Origin of the sequence: Achromobacter sp. SD115 (genome assembly GCF_017355315.1) — a bacterium.
Taxonomy (GTDB): Bacteria; Pseudomonadota; Gammaproteobacteria; order Burkholderiales; family Burkholderiaceae_B; genus Achromobacter; species Achromobacter xylosoxidans_B.
In genome coordinates this window covers 63,685-79,617 of sequence record NZ_JADIJM010000015.1, presented here as the reverse complement: position 1 = coordinate 79,617, position 15,933 = coordinate 63,685, and the positions used below count along the sequence as shown (strand labels likewise).

Annotated in this window: 18 protein-coding genes; 12 read left to right on the top strand and 6 right to left on the bottom strand. The window is 67.0% G+C overall.

Features of this window, described 5'->3' with window-relative positions:
- Positions 1–31: 31 nt before the first annotated feature.
- Together IPU70_RS20650 and purT are read right to left on the bottom strand one after the other, a co-directional pair.
- The gene (locus tag IPU70_RS20650; RefSeq protein ID WP_207469850.1) at positions 32–577 is read right to left on the bottom strand and encodes a GbsR/MarR family transcriptional regulator; all 546 of its coding nucleotides are present in this window, start codon (positions 575–577) and stop codon (positions 32–34) included.
- A 248-nt stretch (positions 578–825) separates the two neighbouring features.
- Entirely contained in the window at positions 826–1,983 is a 1,158-nt protein-coding gene (gene purT / locus IPU70_RS20645; protein ID WP_207469847.1) for a formate-dependent phosphoribosylglycinamide formyltransferase, read from the bottom strand.
- Positions 1,984–2,147: 164 nt separating this feature from the next.
- Between purT and IPU70_RS20640 the strand changes: the two genes are divergently transcribed.
- The 9 genes from IPU70_RS20640 (at position 2,148) to IPU70_RS20600 (ending at position 9,634) form a co-directional block, all read left to right on the top strand.
- The gene (locus IPU70_RS20640) at positions 2,148–3,137 is read left to right on the top strand and encodes an SIS domain-containing protein (protein WP_207469844.1); all 990 of its coding nucleotides are present in this window, start codon (positions 2,148–2,150) and stop codon (positions 3,135–3,137) included.
- Positions 3,134–3,742 (top strand): KdsC family phosphatase, encoded by a 609-nt coding sequence (locus IPU70_RS20635; RefSeq protein ID WP_371819026.1) that lies wholly within the window; start codon positions 3,134–3,136, stop codon positions 3,740–3,742. The genes IPU70_RS20640 and IPU70_RS20635 overlap by 4 nt, the downstream gene beginning before the upstream one ends.
- Positions 3,743–3,779: 37 nt before the next feature.
- The gene (gene lptC / locus IPU70_RS20630; RefSeq protein ID WP_088143233.1) at positions 3,780–4,412 is read left to right on the top strand and encodes an LPS export ABC transporter periplasmic protein LptC; all 633 of its coding nucleotides are present in this window, start codon (positions 3,780–3,782) and stop codon (positions 4,410–4,412) included.
- Entirely contained in the window at positions 4,409–5,038 is a 630-nt protein-coding gene (lptA, locus tag IPU70_RS20625) for a lipopolysaccharide transport periplasmic protein LptA (protein ID WP_173145013.1), read from the top strand. Before lptC ends, lptA begins: the two co-directional genes overlap by 4 nt.
- Positions 5,039–5,070: 32 nt before the next feature.
- Entirely contained in the window at positions 5,071–5,865 is a 795-nt protein-coding gene (gene lptB / locus IPU70_RS20620; RefSeq protein WP_207469842.1) for an LPS export ABC transporter ATP-binding protein, read from the top strand.
- Positions 5,866–6,087: 222 nt separating this feature from the next.
- On the top strand, positions 6,088–6,426 hold the full coding sequence (gene hpf, locus IPU70_RS20615; RefSeq protein WP_013396726.1) for a ribosome hibernation-promoting factor, HPF/YfiA family: 339 nt from the start codon (positions 6,088–6,090) through the stop codon (positions 6,424–6,426).
- A gap of 348 nt (positions 6,427–6,774) precedes the next feature.
- Positions 6,775–7,230 carry a PTS sugar transporter subunit IIA gene (locus IPU70_RS20610; protein ID WP_006389881.1) on the top strand — a complete coding sequence of 152 codons (456 nt, stop codon included), beginning with the start codon at positions 6,775–6,777 and terminating at the stop codon, positions 7,228–7,230.
- A 21-nt stretch (positions 7,231–7,251) separates the two neighbouring features.
- Complete coding sequence (hprK, locus tag IPU70_RS20605; RefSeq protein WP_207469840.1) at positions 7,252–8,178, top strand: HPr(Ser) kinase/phosphatase; 927 nt, start codon at positions 7,252–7,254, stop codon at positions 8,176–8,178.
- Positions 8,179–8,200: 22 nt separating this feature from the next.
- Positions 8,201–9,634 carry a PLP-dependent aminotransferase family protein gene (locus tag IPU70_RS20600; protein ID WP_207469839.1) on the top strand — a complete coding sequence of 478 codons (1,434 nt, stop codon included), beginning with the start codon at positions 8,201–8,203 and terminating at the stop codon, positions 9,632–9,634.
- A gap of 34 nt (positions 9,635–9,668) precedes the next feature.
- Here the strand turns inward: IPU70_RS20600 and IPU70_RS20595 are convergent, their stop codons facing one another.
- Entirely contained in the window at positions 9,669–10,952 is a 1,284-nt protein-coding gene (locus tag IPU70_RS20595; protein ID WP_207469838.1) for a cytochrome c, read from the bottom strand.
- A gap of 12 nt (positions 10,953–10,964) precedes the next feature.
- Positions 10,965–11,717 carry a c-type cytochrome gene (locus IPU70_RS20590; protein WP_207469837.1) on the bottom strand — a complete coding sequence of 251 codons (753 nt, stop codon included), beginning with the start codon at positions 11,715–11,717 and terminating at the stop codon, positions 10,965–10,967.
- A gap of 184 nt (positions 11,718–11,901) precedes the next feature.
- On the opposite strand from IPU70_RS20590, the gene rapZ reads away from it, so the two are divergent.
- Both rapZ and IPU70_RS20580 read left to right on the top strand, forming a co-directional pair.
- Complete coding sequence (rapZ, locus tag IPU70_RS20585; RefSeq protein ID WP_041656741.1) at positions 11,902–12,774, top strand: RNase adapter RapZ; 873 nt, start codon at positions 11,902–11,904, stop codon at positions 12,772–12,774.
- Positions 12,771–13,733 carry a septal ring lytic transglycosylase RlpA family protein gene (locus IPU70_RS20580; RefSeq protein WP_207469836.1) on the top strand — a complete coding sequence of 321 codons (963 nt, stop codon included), beginning with the start codon at positions 12,771–12,773 and terminating at the stop codon, positions 13,731–13,733. The genes rapZ and IPU70_RS20580 overlap by 4 nt, the downstream gene beginning before the upstream one ends.
- 48 nt (positions 13,734–13,781) lie before the next feature.
- Here the strand turns inward: IPU70_RS20580 and IPU70_RS20575 are convergent, their stop codons facing one another.
- Positions 13,782–14,366, bottom strand: a complete 585-nt coding sequence (locus IPU70_RS20575; protein WP_207469835.1) for a methylated-DNA--[protein]-cysteine S-methyltransferase — start codon at positions 14,364–14,366, stop codon at positions 13,782–13,784.
- A gap of 3 nt (positions 14,367–14,369) precedes the next feature.
- Positions 14,370–15,305, bottom strand: coding sequence for a 16S rRNA (cytidine(1402)-2'-O)-methyltransferase (gene rsmI, locus IPU70_RS20570; protein ID WP_207469834.1), 936 nt, complete (start codon positions 15,303–15,305; stop codon positions 14,370–14,372).
- A gap of 67 nt (positions 15,306–15,372) precedes the next feature.
- On the opposite strand from rsmI, the gene IPU70_RS20565 reads away from it, so the two are divergent.
- Entirely contained in the window at positions 15,373–15,855 is a 483-nt protein-coding gene (locus IPU70_RS20565) for a YraN family protein (protein ID WP_207469832.1), read from the top strand.
- Positions 15,856–15,933 lie beyond the last annotated feature (78 nt).

Sequence of the window (15,933 nt, the reverse complement as noted above, 5' to 3'; positions counted from 1 at the left end):
AGGTTTCCTGAAAAATCGGGGCGGATCAAGGTCAGCCCTTGCCCCGCAATTTGCCGGCGAAACCCAGCACCTTCTGTACTTTCGAACCGAGCTTCATCAGGTTCTGCAGGGTTTCTGGCGGCAGACGTTGAACCTCATCGAACCATCCCGTGGACAGTTCGATGAGCTCCAGCATTTCGTTCATGCGTTGTTGCGCGTAGGCCTCATCGGGACCCGCGGGAGGTTCCAGCAGGGTGTCCCGCAGCAGGGTCAGCGTGGGATCGATTTCGCGCTTGCGCTTTTCTTCCATCAGGATGCGGAAGATCTCCCAGACGTCCTTGGGAGTTTCGAAGTAGTCGCGGCGGTCGCCGACTTGATGGATGAGCTTGACCAGGCGCCAGGATTGCAGCTCCTTCAGCCCGAGGCTGACGTTGGAGCGCGAAAAGCCCAGGGTCTCGGCGATGTCGTCGGCATTCAGCGGCTTGGGCGCCAGGAACAGCAGGGCGTAGATCTGGCCGACGGTGCGGTTCACGCCCCACCGGCTGCCCATTTCGCCGAAATGCAGGACGAAGCGTTCGTTTTGAGGGGACAGGGCCATGGATCGGGCTACACCGGCAAAGTCAGGGCCGCGGCCCCGGGAAACAAAAACTGTTACACCGCTTTCAGAAATTTCTGAAATTATCGAACAAACTATGCGAAAGCGCAAACCACACTGGCCGCAGGGGCATGGGCGCAAGACATCGCATCGCAGCGGCGACGGCCTGTCTTCCGGATTGCCGCGCCCAAACGAAAGCGGCCACCAGCCCGAGGGCTGGTGGCCGCCTGAACAGGGGAAAAAGAGGGGGGTCAGCCGGCCTTGACGGACACCGCCGCCGACACCCGCTTGGCCTTGGCCCGGGCCGCCGCCACGTCTGCGGCCACGGCCAGGCCCACGCCCATGCGGCGCTTGACGAAGGATTCGGGCTTGCCGAAGAGGCGGATATCGGTGCCGGGTTCAGCCAGCGCTTCGGCCACGTTGTGGAACGAGACCGCAGCGGCCTCGACGCCGCCATAGATGACGCTGCTGGCGCCGGGCTGGCGCAGGCTGGTGTCCACCGGCAGCCCCAGAAGCGCCCGGGCGTGCAGCTCGAATTCGTTCTGGACCTGCGTGATCATGGTGACCATGCCGGTGTCGTGCGGACGCGGGCTGACTTCCGAGAACCAGACCTGGTCGCCGGCCACGAACAATTCCACGCCGAAAATGCCCAGGCCGCCCAGATTGGAGGTGACCGCCAGCGCGATGTCCCGGGAGCGCTGCAGCGCGGCGGGAGACATCGGGTGCGGCTGCCAGCTTTCCACGTAGTCGCCGTCGACCTGCTTGTGGCCGATGGGTTCGCAATAGCGGGTTTCGACCTGGCCGTCGGCGCCGCGGGCGCGCACGGTCAACAGGGTGATTTCGTAGTCGAAGCGGATGAAGCCTTCGACGATGGCGCGCCCGCCGCCCACCCGGCCGCCCTCCTGGGCGTAGCGCCACGCGGATTCGACGTCGTCGGCGCTCTTGATCACGGACTGGCCCTTGCCGGAGGAAGACATGACCGGCTTGATGACGCAGGGATAGCCGATGCCGCCGTCGATGGCGTCGCGCAGTTCTTCCTCGGTGTCGACGAAGCGGTAGGGCGAGGTCGGCAGCCCCAGGGTCTCGGCCGCCAGGCGGCGGATGCCCTCGCGGTTCATGGTCAACTGGGCCGCGCGCGCGGTCGGGGTCACCCGGGCCACGCCCGCCTCTTCCAGTTCCACCAGCAAATTGGTGGCAATGGCTTCGATTTCGGGGACAATAACGTGGGGCCGTTCCTGTTCGATGACCTTGCGCAGGGCCTGCGGGTCCGTCATCGAGACCACATGCGCCCGGTGCGCCACCTGGTGGCCCGGGGCGTCGGCATACCGATCCACGGCAATAACTTCCACGCCCAGCCGCTGCAGGGCAATGATGACCTCTTTGCCCAATTCGCCGGACCCGAGCAGCATGACGCGGGTGGCCAAGGGGGGACAGGGGCGTGCCAAGAACGGGGCTGGAAATGCTGGACATGGAGCGAGCCTGGAAAAAAGTTGGAAAGCCGTTGAAATGACCCGCCAGCATGCCATACGCCCTTTCCGGGGGCAAACCCGCATACTGATATTAAAATCCATGTATGACTGACCATCCCACAACATCGTCCGAGACCGCGCTGGCATCTGCGCGCAGAACGCTGCAGATTGAATGCCAGGGCCTGATGGACCTGTCGGCCCGGCTGGACGACAGCTTCACGCAGACCGTCGCGATGCTGCTGGCCTGCCGCGGCCGGGTGGTCGTCAGCGGCATCGGCAAGACCGGCCACGTCGCCCGCAAGATCGCGGCGACCCTGGCCTCGACCGGCACGCCGGCCTTTTTCGTGCACGCCGCCGAGGCTGTCCATGGCGATCTGGGCATGATTACCCAGGATGACGTCCTCATCGCGATTTCCTATTCCGGCTCCGGCCAGGAACTGCTGACGATTCTGCCCGTCGCCCGCCGCATGGGCGCCAAGCTGATCGCCATTACCGGCAACCCGCAGTCCGAACTGGCCCAGCTGGCCGACGTCCACCTGGATGCCAGCGTGGCCCAGGAAGCCTGCCCCCTGAATCTGGCCCCCACGGCCAGCACCACCGCGGCGCTGGCCCTGGGCGACGCCCTGGCCGTCGCCTGCCTGGAAGCCCGCGGCTTCGGCCCGCAGGATTTTGCCCGCTCGCACCCGGGCGGCGCCCTCGGCCGCCGCCTGCTGACCCACGTGCGCGACGTCATGCGCCAAGGCGACGCGCTGCCCATCGTACAGGCCGGCACCCCGGTCTCGCAGGCGCTCGAGGTGATGTCCGCCAAAGGCATGGGCATGACCGTCGTGACCGACGCGCAGCGCCGCCCCGTGGGCATCTTCACCGACGGCGACCTGCGCCGCCTGATCGCCCGGCACGGCGACATCCGTAGCCTGACCGTGGACGCCGGCATGACGCGCTCGCCGCGCAGCATCACCCCCGACGCGCTGGCCGTCGAAGCCGCCCAGCACATGGACAAACAACGGCTGAACCAGATGCTGGTGCTGGACCGCGACGGCGTTCTGCTCGGCGCCCTGCACATGCACGATCTGATGGCCGCCAAAGTGGTATGACTATGACTCTTTCTGCTCCCATGACTCATCCGGCCGAAGCGCTGGTCCTGGCCCGCATCCCCGCTAGCGTGCGCGAACGCGCCGCAGCCGTGCGTCTGATGGTGTTCGACGTGGACGGCGTGCTGACCGACGGCAGCCTCTATTACGGCGAAAACGGCGAGTTGCAAAAGCGCTTCAACGCGCTGGACGGCCACGGGCTGCGCCTGCTGATGGAAGGCGGCCTGAAGGTCGCCCTGATGACCGGGCGCTCCGGCCCCATCGTGGCGCGCCGCGCCGCCGAACTGGGCATCGCCGAGGTGATCCAGGGCGTCCGCGACAAGGGTGGCGCCCTGGCCGAACTTGCGCAGCGCTCCGGTGTCCAACTGAACCAGGCCGGTTACATGGGCGATGACGTCATCGACCTGCCGGCCCTGCAGCGCGCCGGCTTCGCCGCCAGCGTGCCGAACGCGCCGGGCTATGTCAGCCAGGCCGCCCACTGGGTGTCCACGCACACCGGCGGCAACGGCGCCGTGCGCGAATGCTGCGACCTGCTGCTGGCGGCCCAGGGCCGCCTCGGCGCATTCCTGGCGGCGCCTGGCCTGCTCGGCCCTGGCGCCATCCAATGATTGCCAGGACAACCCATACGCCCTTGCGGCAGACCCGATGAAAGAACGTTTTCCCTCCCTGATCGCGCTGTTCCTGCTGCTGGTGCTGGTCGCCAGCTCGTGGTGGGCGGCGGATTACGCGCAGCGGGCCATCCAGACGGATCCGCCGCGCCGCATTACCCACGAAATGGACGCCTGGTCGCGCGACTTCGTCATGCTGCGCACCGACCCCAACGGCAAGCCCATCAACCGGCTCGAAGGCGTATACGCGGAACATTTCCCGGATGACGACTCCTATCATGTGACCTCGCCGCGCGCCGTGGGCCAGCGCGAGGACAACCCCATCACCGTGGCTATTTCGAAGACCGCCGTGATGGAGCAAGGCGGCAAGCGCATCGTCATGAACGGTGACGCTCACGTGCGCCGCCAGCCGGACGCCAATAACGACCTGCTGGACGTGCGCAGCCAGCAGCTGATCATTCTGCCCGACGACGACGTGGTCTACACCGACCTGCCGGCGGAAGTCATCAAGGGCCGTTCGCGCATGAACGGCACGGGCATGCACTACAACAACAAGACGCGCCAACTGCAGGTTTCGGCATCGACCGATGTGGAAATTGCCGGTTCCGAAGGCAAGCAGCAACGCCGGACCGAAATTCCCGCCAACAACACTGACCAGAAAAAACCATGACCGACCTCCGGATTCTCCTTGCCCCGACGACCCGCTTGCTCGGTGCCATCCTGCTGACGGCTTCAGCGCTGGCCCCGGCCCATGCCGCGGATCCGGCGCCCAAGGCAGCGACGCCGGCCGAAGAGCCCAGCACGCTGATCCTGTCGGACACCCTGCACTACGACGACGTGAAGAAAAAGAGCGTCTTCACGGGCAACGTCAACATGACGCGCGGCCTCATGACCCTGACCTCCGATGTGCTGGAGATGAACGAAGACGCGCAGGGCAACCAGTACGGCACGGCCACCGCCAACAAGGGCAAGATCGTCACCATCCGCCAGGAACGTCCGGAAACCTTCGAACTCATCGAAGGCACCGGCTTGCGCGCCGAATACGACGGCACCAAGAGCACCTTCGACCTGATCGGCCAGGCGGTCGTGACCCGCTTTGTCTGTGGAAAACCGTTCGACACCATTCGCGGCGAACGGGTACGCTACAACGAGAAGACCGGCACCTACGAAGCCCATGGCGGACCCAACTCCGCCGCGGCCGGCGGCCGGGTCCGCTCGGTGGCGGAGCCGCGCGCCAAGTCGGATGCCGCCATCGCCGAATGCCGCAAGCAGCAGGCAGCCAAGAAGGGGCGTTGAACGCCTCCCATGCAACACCACTCGCAGCCACGATGAACCAACCTTCAGTGCCGACTCCGGTAACCTCCGCGCCCTCGGGCGTCAAGCAGGGCAGCCTGCGCGCAACCGGCTTGCGCAAAACCTATAACGGCCGGACCGTGGTGCAGGACGTGTCCCTGTCCGTGGTCAGCGGCGAAGTGGTCGGCCTGCTCGGCCCCAACGGCGCGGGCAAGACCACCAGCTTCTACATGATCGTGGGCCTGGTGCCCGCGGACGCGGGCCGCATCGAGATCGATGGATCCGTCATCACCTCGATGCCGATCCACAAGCGCGCGCACATGGGCCTGTCGTACCTGCCCCAGGATGCTTCCGTGTTCCGCCGCCTGACGGTGGAACAGAACATCCGCGCCGTGCTGGAACTGCAAACAGGGCCGGATGGACGCCCGTTGTCCACGCCCAAGATCAACGAGCAGATGGAATCGCTGCTGGAAGAGCTGCAGATCGGCCACATCCGCAGCAACGCCGCCATCTCCCTGTCGGGCGGCGAACGCCGCCGCGTGGAAATCGCGCGCGCGCTGGCCACCAGCCCGCGCTTCATCCTGCTGGACGAGCCCTTCGCCGGCGTGGACCCCATCGCCGTCATCGAGATCCAGCGCATCGTGCGGTTCCTGAAGGGGCGCGGCATCGGCGTGCTGATCACCGACCACAACGTGCGCGAAACCCTGGGCATCTGCGACCGCGCCTACATCATCAGCGAAGGCAAGGTTCTGACCGACGGCCACCCCGATGAAATCGTGGGCGACCCGGCCGTGCGCCGGGTCTATCTGGGAGAGCATTTCCGCATGTGATGCGGCCCTGGGGAAGACCCCTAGGCGGCGCCCGCGCCCGGGCGCATGCACCCTGGGGGCTCAGCCATAAAAATGCCATGAACTTGCGCTAGGTCAGCTTGTTTTATCGGCCCGAGTCTATACACTAGTACTAAACGAACCCTCTCAATCAAGGAGAACGCCTAACGAATCAGCCGCGCTTTTCGCGCACCTTTTTTTCCTCTTTTAGAAGGAGAGCACACTATGAACCTGAGCATCTGCGGTCGTCACCTCGACGTCACCCCGGCCATCCGGGAATATGTCATGAACAAACTGGCGCGAGTGCTGCGGCATTTCGATCACGTCATCGATACCCAGGTCATGCTCTCGGTAGAGCCCCTGCGGCATAGAGCCGAAATCACCATGCGTCTAAGCGGTAAAGACATTCATTGTGAAGCAACCGATGAAAACCTCTATGCAGCCATAGACCTTCTTGCTGACAAAGTCGACCGTCAGGTCATCAAGCACAAGGACAAGGTACGAAGTCACACGGCGGAGTCCGTGAAGCGGCAAGCGGCGAATCTAACGCCACCCCAGCAGTAACGCGCTTCATGAGCACTCGCACCGCGAGATTAGCGAAACAGCGATTCTAGAAATCCTGCCCGAGTCCCGGTGTCCCGCTAGACGCAACGTCCAGTTGGGGCATCGGCAAACTTCCCTCCCGTAGTCTCCCCCCGTCTTTGTCCCCCATTCCCGGTTCCGCCGGCGATTCCGTTTTCCCCGATTTCCGACGTTTCCCATGGCGCAGCCCCGCCGCCTGGCGCAAGAATGCCCACAATCCGCCGCTATCGGTCTATGCTGTCGCTCTTGCCGCCCCATGATGCGAGCGTGCCGAGCACGCGTCCCTGGGGCCGATTATTGCAGTGCATCATATAACCATATAATGATCCGATGAATCATTTGTCGCGCATCCTACCCGCCGGCAACGTCGTGCTCGATATGCTCGCAACGAGCAAGAAACGTGCGTTCGAACAGGCCGGCCTACTCTTTGAAAACAACCATGGCTTGGCGCGCGCGCTCGTGTTCGACAGCCTGTTCGCCCGGGAACGCCTGGGTTCCACCGCGCTCGGACAGGGCGTGGCGGTGCCGCATGGCCGGGTCAAGGGCCTGGAACAAGCCCTGGCGGCCTTCATCCGCCTGGCCCAACCCATCACCTTCGATGCGCCTGACGGGCAGCCCGTGTCGATGCTGCTCTGTTTGCTGGTGCCGGAAACGGCCACGCAGCAGCACCTGGACATCCTGGCCGAACTGGCGCAGCTCATGTCGAACAAGGCTTTGCGCGAAGCGCTGGCCACAGAGCCCGATCCGGCCGTCGTCCACAAGATGCTGACGACCGGCCAACTCTGAACCCCACGCGGAAACGCTGCCATGCTCACGGTGCAGGAACTCGTCGACGACAACGCCGACAAAATCCCCTTTAACTGGATTTCCGGCCAAGGCGCCGCCGACCGCGCGATTCCCGACGACGGCATGTCAGCCGCGGATCTCGTCGGCCACTTGAACCTGATCCACCCGTCGCGCATCCAGGTGTTCGGGCAGGAAGAGCTGGCGTACTACACCCGTTTCGATCTGCGCCGCCGCATGCACCACATGGACGAGCTGCTGATCGGCGGCGTGCCCGCGATCCTGCTGGCCGACGGCCTGACGCCGCCGCAAGACCTCATGGACCAGTGCGACCAGCATCAGGTGCCACTGCTCTCCACGCCGGTGGCGGCCGCGCAATTGATCGACCTGTTGCGCATCTACCTGGGCAAGAAGCTGGCGCCCACCACCACCGTGCATGGCGTATTTCTGGACGTGCTGGGCCTGGGCGTGCTGATCACCGGCGAATCGGGCCTGGGCAAGAGCGAACTGGCGCTGGAACTGATCTCGCGCGGACACGGCCTGGTGGCCGACGATGCGGTGGAGTTCTCGCGCACCGCCCCCAACATGATCGAAGGCCACTGTCCGCAGTTGCTGCAGAACCTGCTGGAAGTGCGCGGCTTGGGCCTGCTCGATATCCGCACCATCTTTGGCGAGACCTCCGTGCGGCGCAAGATGCGCCTCAAGCTCATCGTCCATCTGGTGCGTGCCACCGCGCAGGACAAGTTCGAGCGCCTGCCGTTGCAGGACATCACACAGGACATGCTGGGTCTGCCTGTGCGCAAGGTCATGCTGCAAGTGGCAGCCGGCCGCAATCTGGCGGTGCTGGTGGAGGCCGCCGTGCGCAACACGATACTGAAGCTGCGCGGCATCGACACGCTGGGCGAATTCATGGAACGCCAGGCCATGGCGATCCTGCAAAGCAGCAAGTAGGCACGCGTCGGCCGGCGGCACCTTGAGCCTGTATGAAAACCTGGCCGCCGAGATCGCCCAGTCGATCCGCGACGGCGTGCTGCGCGCGGGCGACAAACTGCCCTCCGTGCGGGACGCATGCGCGGCGCGCGGGCTCAGCCCGTCGACGGTGTTCCAGGCGTACTACCTCCTGGAAGCGCGCGGCCTGATCCGGGCTCAGCCGCGTTCCGGTTATTACGTCAACGCGCCCGCCGCCTCCCTGCCCCCGGAGCCCGGCGCCTCCAACCCCGACGGCGAATCAACGGAACTCGCGATCAGCGAGCGCATCTTCGACATCCTGGGGTCCGTGCGCAACCGCGACGTGACCCCATTGGGCTCCGCCTTCCCTTCCCCGCTGCTGTTTCCGCTGCCGCGCCTGGCCCAGGCAATGGCCGCACACCTCAAGCGCCAGGACCCGCTGGACACGGTGGAAGATCTGGCCCCCGGCAATCCCAGCCTGCGCCGCCAGATCGCGTTGCGCTACCTGATCGGCGGCATCAACGTGCCGGCCAGCGACATCGTCGTCACCAACGGCGCGCTGGAAGCGCTGAACCTGTGCCTGCAGGCGGTCACGCAGCCCGGCGACACGGTCATGGTCGAAGCGCCGACGTTCTATGGCGCCCTGCAGGCGCTCGAACGCCAGGGGCTGAAGGCGCTGGAAATACCGACCCATCCGCGCACCGGCATCGACCTGGACGCGATGGAGACCGCCATCGGGCGCCACGCGCCCAAGGCCTGCTGGCTGATGACGCAGTTCCAGAACCCTCTCGGCAGCCTGATGCCGGATGAAAAAAAGCGGCAACTGGTCCAACTGCTCGCGCGCCACGGCATTCCGTTGATCGAGGACGATGTGTACGGCGAGCTGTATTTTGGTCCCGCGCGGCCCGTACCCGCCAAGGCCTATGACACCCAGGGGCTGGTGCTGCATTGCTCGTCGTTTTCGAAGTGCCTGGCGCCGGGCTACCGCATCGGCTGGGCCAGCGCCGGCCGCTACGCCCAGCGCGTGCAGCGCCTGAAGCTGTCGTCGACGCTGTCGGCGTCCGGCCCCGCCCAGGGCGCGGTCGCCGAGTACCTGGAACAGGGCGGCTATGACCGCCACCTGCGCCGCCTGCGCGAAACGCTGCAGACGCAGCAACAGCGCATGGCCGAGGCGATCGCCCAGGAATTTCCCGCCGGCACGCGCGTGACACGGCCGCAAGGCGGATTCTTCCTGTGGCTGGAGCTGCCAGCCGCCGTCGATGCGCTGGCGCTGCACCGGCAGGCGCTGGCGCGCGGCATCAGCGTGGCACCGGGTCCCATATTTTCGGCCAGCGGGCAGTTCGGCAGCGCGCTGCGCCTGAACTATGGGCATCCCTGGGACGCGGCCGCTCAGGCCGCCATCCGAGTGCTGGGCGAATTGGCGCGCGAGGCCTGCTCGCTGGCCTTGAAGGCGCGCTAGGGCCTGTGCAAGGCGCCTGTTGACTTGAACAGGCTTAGTTCAGCGTCGACGCGGCGCGCGCCCGCTTGACCTCCAGCGGCGTCACGCCGCCTGCCTCGTTGCCCCAACTATTGCGGATGTACGTCACCAGCATGGCGATATCGCTATCGTTGAGCAGTTGCCCGAAGGGCGGCATGCCGTGAGGGCGCGGGTTCGCCGCCGTGGCCGGCGCGTAGCCGCCGTCCAGCACCATGCGGATGGCGTTGACGGGCGAAGGCGCCGTCACGGTCGGGTTGCCGGCCAGCGCAGGCCAGGCCGTGCCACTGCCCTCGCCCCCCGGCTGATGGCATTGCGCGCATTGCTGGCGGTAGATCTTGCCGCCCAGCTCCATGGCCGCCGGCGCGACGGCTGGACGCGCGCGCTCCGTCGAAGCCGGCGTGGCCGGCAGGGACTTGATGTAGACGCCGATGGCCAGCGCGTCCGCGTCGGTCAGGTGCTGGGTGCTGCCCAGCACCACTTCGGCCATGGGTCCGCTGGCGCTGGAGTGCTTTGAAACGCCGGTCTTCAGCAAGGCGGCGATGTCCTCGGCCGACCAGCGGCCCATGCCCGTCTCCATGTCGTTGGTCAACGGCGGCGCGTACCAGTCCAGTACCGGGATCACGCCACCGGCCAATGGGTCGGCCGAACGCAACCCGCCCAGGCTGTTGCGCGGCGTATGGCAGGCGGCGCAATGCCCCAGTCCTTCAACCAGGTAACGGCCACGGTTCCACTGCACCGACTGGCCCGCATCGGCTTCCTGCACGCCCGGCTTGAAGTACAGCGCGCGCCAGCCGGCCAGCAGCGCCCGCTGGTCGTAGGGGAATTCCATCTCGGCCGGCCGGCTGGGCTGGTTCACGGGCGCCACGGTGCGCAGATAGGCGTACAGCGCGTCGGAATCGGCGCGCGTCACGCGCGTGTATTCCGTGTAGGGAAAGGCGGGATACAGCAGCGTGCCGTCGCGCGACTTGCCGTTGTGCAACGCCTGCCAGAAATCGTCGGCGCTCCACGCGCCTATGCCGGTCTTCTCGTCGGGCGTGATATTCGGGCCGTACACCGTACCGAACGGCGTGGGGATGGGCGTGCCGCCCGCCAGCGCCTTGCCGCCCCGGCTGGTGTGGCAGGCCATGCAATTGCCCGCCAAGGCCAGATAGCGGCCACGTTCGACCAGCGTCGCGGCGTCGTCGGCAGCCGCGGCGGGGCCGGTGCTGGCGTCGTCGCGCGTGCCCAACCAATAGAGACCGCCCATCGCGACAACCACGAGCAGCACCAGGACCGACAGGACTTTCTTCATGAGCGACATCCTGCCTCTCCCTTACCGTTGCGCCTGGCTGCCGCATTCCGCGGGCAGGCGTATCGAACCCGCGGCTTCAGGCGCATAGGGTTCCACCACGGGCTGCGAGGACAGCCACGCAGCCAGCGCGCCTATGTCCTCGGGAGTGAGTTTGTTGGAGATGTCGGCCATGCAGTCCGGCTCGGCCGCGCGGCGCAGGCCGTTCTTCCAGCTGCCGATCTGCGAGCCGATGTAGTCGCGCGGCAAGCCCAGCAGCCCAGGAATGGCAGGCAGCACGCCGCCCAAGGCGGCGCCATGACAGGCGGCACAGGCGGGCAGGCCGCGCGCGGCATCGCCGCTCAAGGCGAGCTTGCGCCCGGCTTCCAGCGTGGCCGCGGAGACCTCGGCGCGCGTTGGCGCCGGATACGGCACATGCTGCGTGGAGAAATACGCAGCCATTTCGCGCAGATAATCGTCAGGCAGTCCGGTCAGCAGGTGCGTCATGGGCCGGTACTGGCGCCGGTCGTCGCGAAAATTGAGCAATTGGTGGTACAGGTACTCCTGGGGCTTGCCGGCCAGGCGCGGATAGTAGCCGTCGGTGCCGGCCCGGCCCTGCGCGCCATGGCAGGCCGTACAGGCTGCGACGCGGGCGTCCATGGTGTCCGGGCGCAGGCTTTCCTGGGGTGCAGGCTGGGCCGGCGCGGGCGCTGCCAGAAAGGCGGCAGCGGCCCCTAACAGGGAAATTGCCCAAAAACGCGGCAGTGAAATACTACGAAAGGAAATGAAGGCTAACATCTAGGTCGAATTCCATTCCCCCGAAACGCATGACGGCGGGGCGCGTATGTGAATCTGTCAAGTATCCGGCCCCAAGCTTACGCCAGGGGATCCGAGCTGGTACAGGCGCAGATTGGCAGTTTACGGCCATATCAGATGTCATCCCGCCGGCATCGTCCTCGAAAAGCGTGCCACAATCATGTCCATGTTGAAAGTCGTCCTCGTCACCGGCATCTCAGGCTCAGGCAAGTCCGTCGCCCTGCGCATGCTCGAGGACGCCAGCTATACCTGCGTCGACAACCTGCCCGTGCGGTTCCTGACCGAGTTCATCGCCAACGCCCGGGACGACGGCATGGAGCGCGTCGCCGTCGCCATCGACGTCCGCTCGCCGGGCGAACTGGCCGAACTGCCCGATGTGGTGACCGCGCTGCGCGCCATGGGCACCAGCCTGCGCGTGGTCTTCCTGGACGCCAGCACCGCGACGCTGGTGCAGCGCTACTCCGAATCCCGCCGCCGCCATCCGCTGACCGACCGTCTGCAGCGCGGCGGCACGACCCCGTCGCTGACCGAGTGCATCGCGCTGGAACGCGAACTGCTCGCGCCGCTGCGCGAGCAGGAACACGTCATCGACACCTCGGACCTGACGCCGGGCCAGCTGCGCGTGTGGATCCGCGACCTGATCAAGGCCGACCGCGCGCCGCTGGTGCTGACCTTCGAGTCCTTCGCCTACAAGCGCGGCGTGCCGCGAGACGCGGATCTGGTGTTCGACGTGCGCTGCCTGCCCAATCCCTACTACGATCGCGACTTGCGGCCACTGACCGGCCGCGACGAGCCCGTCGCCGCGTGGCTGGCCGGCTTCGACCTGGTGGGGCAGATGATCGACGACATCGCCGGCTTCCTGAACCGCTGGTTGCCGCAATACACGCAAGACACCCGCAACTACCTCACGGTCGCCATCGGCTGCACCGGCGGCCAGCACCGTTCGGTGTATGTGGTCGAACAACTGGCGCTGCGCTTTGCCGACCACGATCCGCTGCTGGTGCGCCATCGCACCCAACTGCCTGACGAATCCGCATGACCCTGTCCCGCCCGACCCGCCTGTTCATGATGCTGCTGCTGGCCATTGCCGTGGCGGGCTGCTCCTCCACCGGCGGACGCAAGAAGGGCGGCGGATACTACAAGGACGACGGGCCGGACGCGAATCCGCCCTCGAACCTGGACCAGGTGCCCGACGCGGTGCCCAGGATCGAACCCTACGCCAGCGGCGCGAACCGGCCGTATGTGGTGTTCGGCCAGCGCTATGTGCCGGACACCAGCGGGCAGCCGTACAAGAAGCGCGGCACCGCCTCGTGGTACGGCAAGAAGTTCCACGGCAATTCCACGTCCATCGGCGAGTCCTACGACATGTACGCCATGACGGCCGCCCACACCACGCTGCCGCTGCCCAGCTACGCCCGCGTCACCAGCCTGGTCAACGGCAAGACGATCGTGGTGCGGGTGAATGACCGCGGACCGTTCCACAGCGACCGCATCATGGATCTGTCCTATGTCGCTGCGCACAAGCTCGGCATCATCGGCCCCGGCAGCGGCCAGGTGATCGTGGAAGCCATACCGCAGGATGAAATCCGGCGGCTGGCCTCGCAGGGCGCGCCCGCCGCGGTCGCGCCTGAACCTTCGTCGGCAACGGGCTCCTCGCCCGTGGTGGCGCCAGTCGCCGCCGTGCCGGTAGCGCTGGCGGCCGAACCCCTGCCTGGGCCCGCGCCCGGCTCGGCGCAGGTGCGCCAGCCGGCGGCGGGCGGCATCGGCAGCGTCTATCTGCAGGTGGGCGCGTTCAGCCAATCGGCCAACGCGCAGTCGCTGGTCAGCCGCATCAACACGCAGCTGGGCGCCGAAGGCGCGCCGCCCGCGTCGGTCGAACAGTCGAATAACCTCTACCGGGTCAAGATCGGCCCCTACCCCGACCGCCAGAGCGCCTTGAACGCCGTGCCGCTGGTGTCGGACCGCATCGGCATCCTGCCCAGCATCGCCTCGCAGTAAGCCCGGTCCTGAAGCAATAAGCCCGGCTCTCAGGCCGGGCCGGCCTGCCTACCAGGGCAGTTCGGCCTGCCCGTCGCAAACCCGGCGCGCGCTTGCGCTGCGGCTGCGGTAGAAATTGCCTTCGTGCGCCAGCAAGGCCTGCTTGCGCGGCAACCCGCCACCGAAGCCGGTCAGCGAGGTGTCCGCGCCGATGATCCGATGACACGGAATGATGATGCTGATCGGATTGCGTCCGACCGCCCCGCCGACCGCCTGGGCGCCCTTGGGCCGTCCCACGGTGCGCGCCAGGTCGCCGTAGCTCGTCAGCACGCCGAACTCCAGGTCGCACAAGGCATGCCAGACCTGATGCTGGAAAGTCGTACCCACGGGATCCAGCGCCACGTCGAAGACACGGCGCCGGCCGGCGAACCATTCGTCCAGTTCGCGGCGCGCCTGCTCCAGGATGGGATCGGAGTCCGTAAGGATCCAGCCATCCGCCGCAGGCAGCAGTTCCTGGTCGGTGAACCAGGCGCCGCGCAGGCCCTTGGGGCTGGCGACCAGGCGCATGTCGCCCAGCGGCGTGGGGATATCGCGGTAGACCAGGCGTTCGTCGGGATCCGCGGGCTTGTTGGACACGATTGTGGAATACACCATGCCTTACTCCGCCGATTTCTTGCGGGCCAGGGCCCGGTTGTACAGCACGTCCCGCGGCAGTCCGGAAACCTTGGCCGCCACGCGCGCCGCGTCGCGCAGCGACAACGACTCCAGCAGAGCGTCCAGCAGCGCATCGGCGCGCGGGTCAGCGTCTTCATCCACCTCCTGCTCGGCGGGCGCGTGCGCGATCAGCACGAATTCACCTTGCTCGCGGTGTGCGTCCGCGGCCAACCAGGCCGCGCCCTCGCCCATCGGAAAAGTAGCGATCTCTTCGAAGCGCTTGGTCAGTTCGCGCGCCACGGTCAGCAGGCGGTCCGGACCGCACACTTCCAGCAGGTCGGCCAGCGTGGCCGCAAGCCGGTGTGGCGATTCAAACATGACGACGGGCGCGGGCAAGGCGCACCAGGTGCGCAGCCAGCGCTGGCGCGCCACCGCCTTGGGCGGCGGAAAGCCCGCGAAGGCATAGCCAGGATTTTCGTCGGTGGTGACGCCGCTGCCCATCAGCGCGGCGATGACCGCGCTGGGCCCCGGCACCGGCACCACGCCGAAGCCGGCCTCGCGCACGGCACGCACAATGCGCGCGCCGGGATCGCTGACGGCGGGCGCGCCCGCATCGGACACCAGCGCCACGCGCTGGCCCTGCGCCAGACGCTCGCAGATGGCCTGCGCCGCGGCGGCTTCATTGTGCCGATGGGCAGCCATGAGCGGCGTACCCACGCCCCAGGCATCCAGCAGGGCGCGGCTGGCGCGCGTGTCTTCCGCCGCGATCACGTCGGCCCGCTGCAAGGCGTGCCAGGCGCGCAGCCCCAGGTCGCCCAGGTTGCCGATCGGCGTGGCCACGACATACAGCGTCGCAGCGGGCCAATGCTGCCCCGCCACGCGTTCGGCAACGCGGGACCAGGCATCTCCGGCAGGGGGAGGTGAGACATTTTGATTCATTGCAACCTACTGACACGGGAAACCATGTCAGTGTAGCCGCCTATGCCCCGCCACCTCTGGAGCGTTCATGACGGATGACACCTTGCGACTGGCCTGCGAACTGGCCCTGGCGGCCCGCCACCGCGCCGCCAGGCGCCGGCGCCGATCCGCACGCGCAGCGCCCGCCGATCGTCCGCCCCCGCGCCGCTCGCCCGCCCAGCGCAAAGGCGACCACCACGAGGACGCGGCCCTGCGCCTGTTGCAGTCGCGCGGCCTGGTCCTGCTGGCGCGCAATCTGCAGACCCGCGCGGGCGAAATCGACCTGGCCATGCGCGACGGCGACATCCTGGTGTTCGTCGAGGTCCGCTCCCGCGGCGCGAGCCGCTTTGGCGGCGCCGCGGCCAGCATCGGCCCGGACAAGCAGGCCCGGCTGGCCCGCGCCGCGGCCTTCTGGCTGCCCGAGCTGGCCCGGCGCCACTGGCGCGGCAGGCTGCCCGCGGCGCGCTTCGACGCTGTCGTGTTCGAAGCCGGCGACCCCCAATGGCTGCGCGGTGCGTTCTGGCAAACCTGAGGCCCGCCGCCCCGGTAACGACCTGCCTGATAGTCGTTACGCCTGGACAGAACCGGGCCACGGCCCCGTGAGATAATC

Bases quoted from the DNA above. Each gene is read 5' to 3' on its own strand.
- IPU70_RS20650 (WP_207469850.1), bottom strand. From the start codon at position 577: ATGGCCCTGTCCCCTCAAAACGAACGCTTCGTCCTGCATTTCGGCGAA.
- purT (WP_207469847.1), bottom strand. From the start codon at position 1,983: ATGCTGCTCGGGTCCGGCGAATTGGGCAAAGAGGTCATCATTGCCCTG.
- IPU70_RS20640 (WP_207469844.1), top strand. From the start codon at position 2,148: ATGACTGACCATCCCACAACATCGTCCGAGACCGCGCTGGCATCTGCG.
- IPU70_RS20635 (WP_371819026.1), top strand. From the start codon at position 3,134: ATGACTATGACTCTTTCTGCTCCCATGACTCATCCGGCCGAAGCGCTG.
- lptC (WP_088143233.1), top strand. From the start codon at position 3,780: ATGAAAGAACGTTTTCCCTCCCTGATCGCGCTGTTCCTGCTGCTGGTG.
- lptA (WP_173145013.1), top strand. From the start codon at position 4,409: ATGACCGACCTCCGGATTCTCCTTGCCCCGACGACCCGCTTGCTCGGT.
- lptB (WP_207469842.1), top strand. From the start codon at position 5,071: ATGAACCAACCTTCAGTGCCGACTCCGGTAACCTCCGCGCCCTCGGGC.
- hpf (WP_013396726.1), top strand. From the start codon at position 6,088: ATGAACCTGAGCATCTGCGGTCGTCACCTCGACGTCACCCCGGCCATC.
- IPU70_RS20610 (WP_006389881.1), top strand. From the start codon at position 6,775: ATGAATCATTTGTCGCGCATCCTACCCGCCGGCAACGTCGTGCTCGAT.
- hprK (WP_207469840.1), top strand. From the start codon at position 7,252: ATGCTCACGGTGCAGGAACTCGTCGACGACAACGCCGACAAAATCCCC.
- IPU70_RS20595 (WP_207469838.1), bottom strand. From the start codon at position 10,952: ATGTCGCTCATGAAGAAAGTCCTGTCGGTCCTGGTGCTGCTCGTGGTT.
- IPU70_RS20590 (WP_207469837.1), bottom strand. From the start codon at position 11,717: ATGTTAGCCTTCATTTCCTTTCGTAGTATTTCACTGCCGCGTTTTTGG.
- rapZ (WP_041656741.1), top strand. From the start codon at position 11,902: ATGTTGAAAGTCGTCCTCGTCACCGGCATCTCAGGCTCAGGCAAGTCC.
- IPU70_RS20580 (WP_207469836.1), top strand. From the start codon at position 12,771: ATGACCCTGTCCCGCCCGACCCGCCTGTTCATGATGCTGCTGCTGGCC.
- IPU70_RS20575 (WP_207469835.1), bottom strand. From the start codon at position 14,366: ATGGTGTATTCCACAATCGTGTCCAACAAGCCCGCGGATCCCGACGAA.
- rsmI (WP_207469834.1), bottom strand. From the start codon at position 15,305: ATGAATCAAAATGTCTCACCTCCCCCTGCCGGAGATGCCTGGTCCCGC.
- IPU70_RS20565 (WP_207469832.1), top strand. From the start codon at position 15,373: ATGACGGATGACACCTTGCGACTGGCCTGCGAACTGGCCCTGGCGGCC.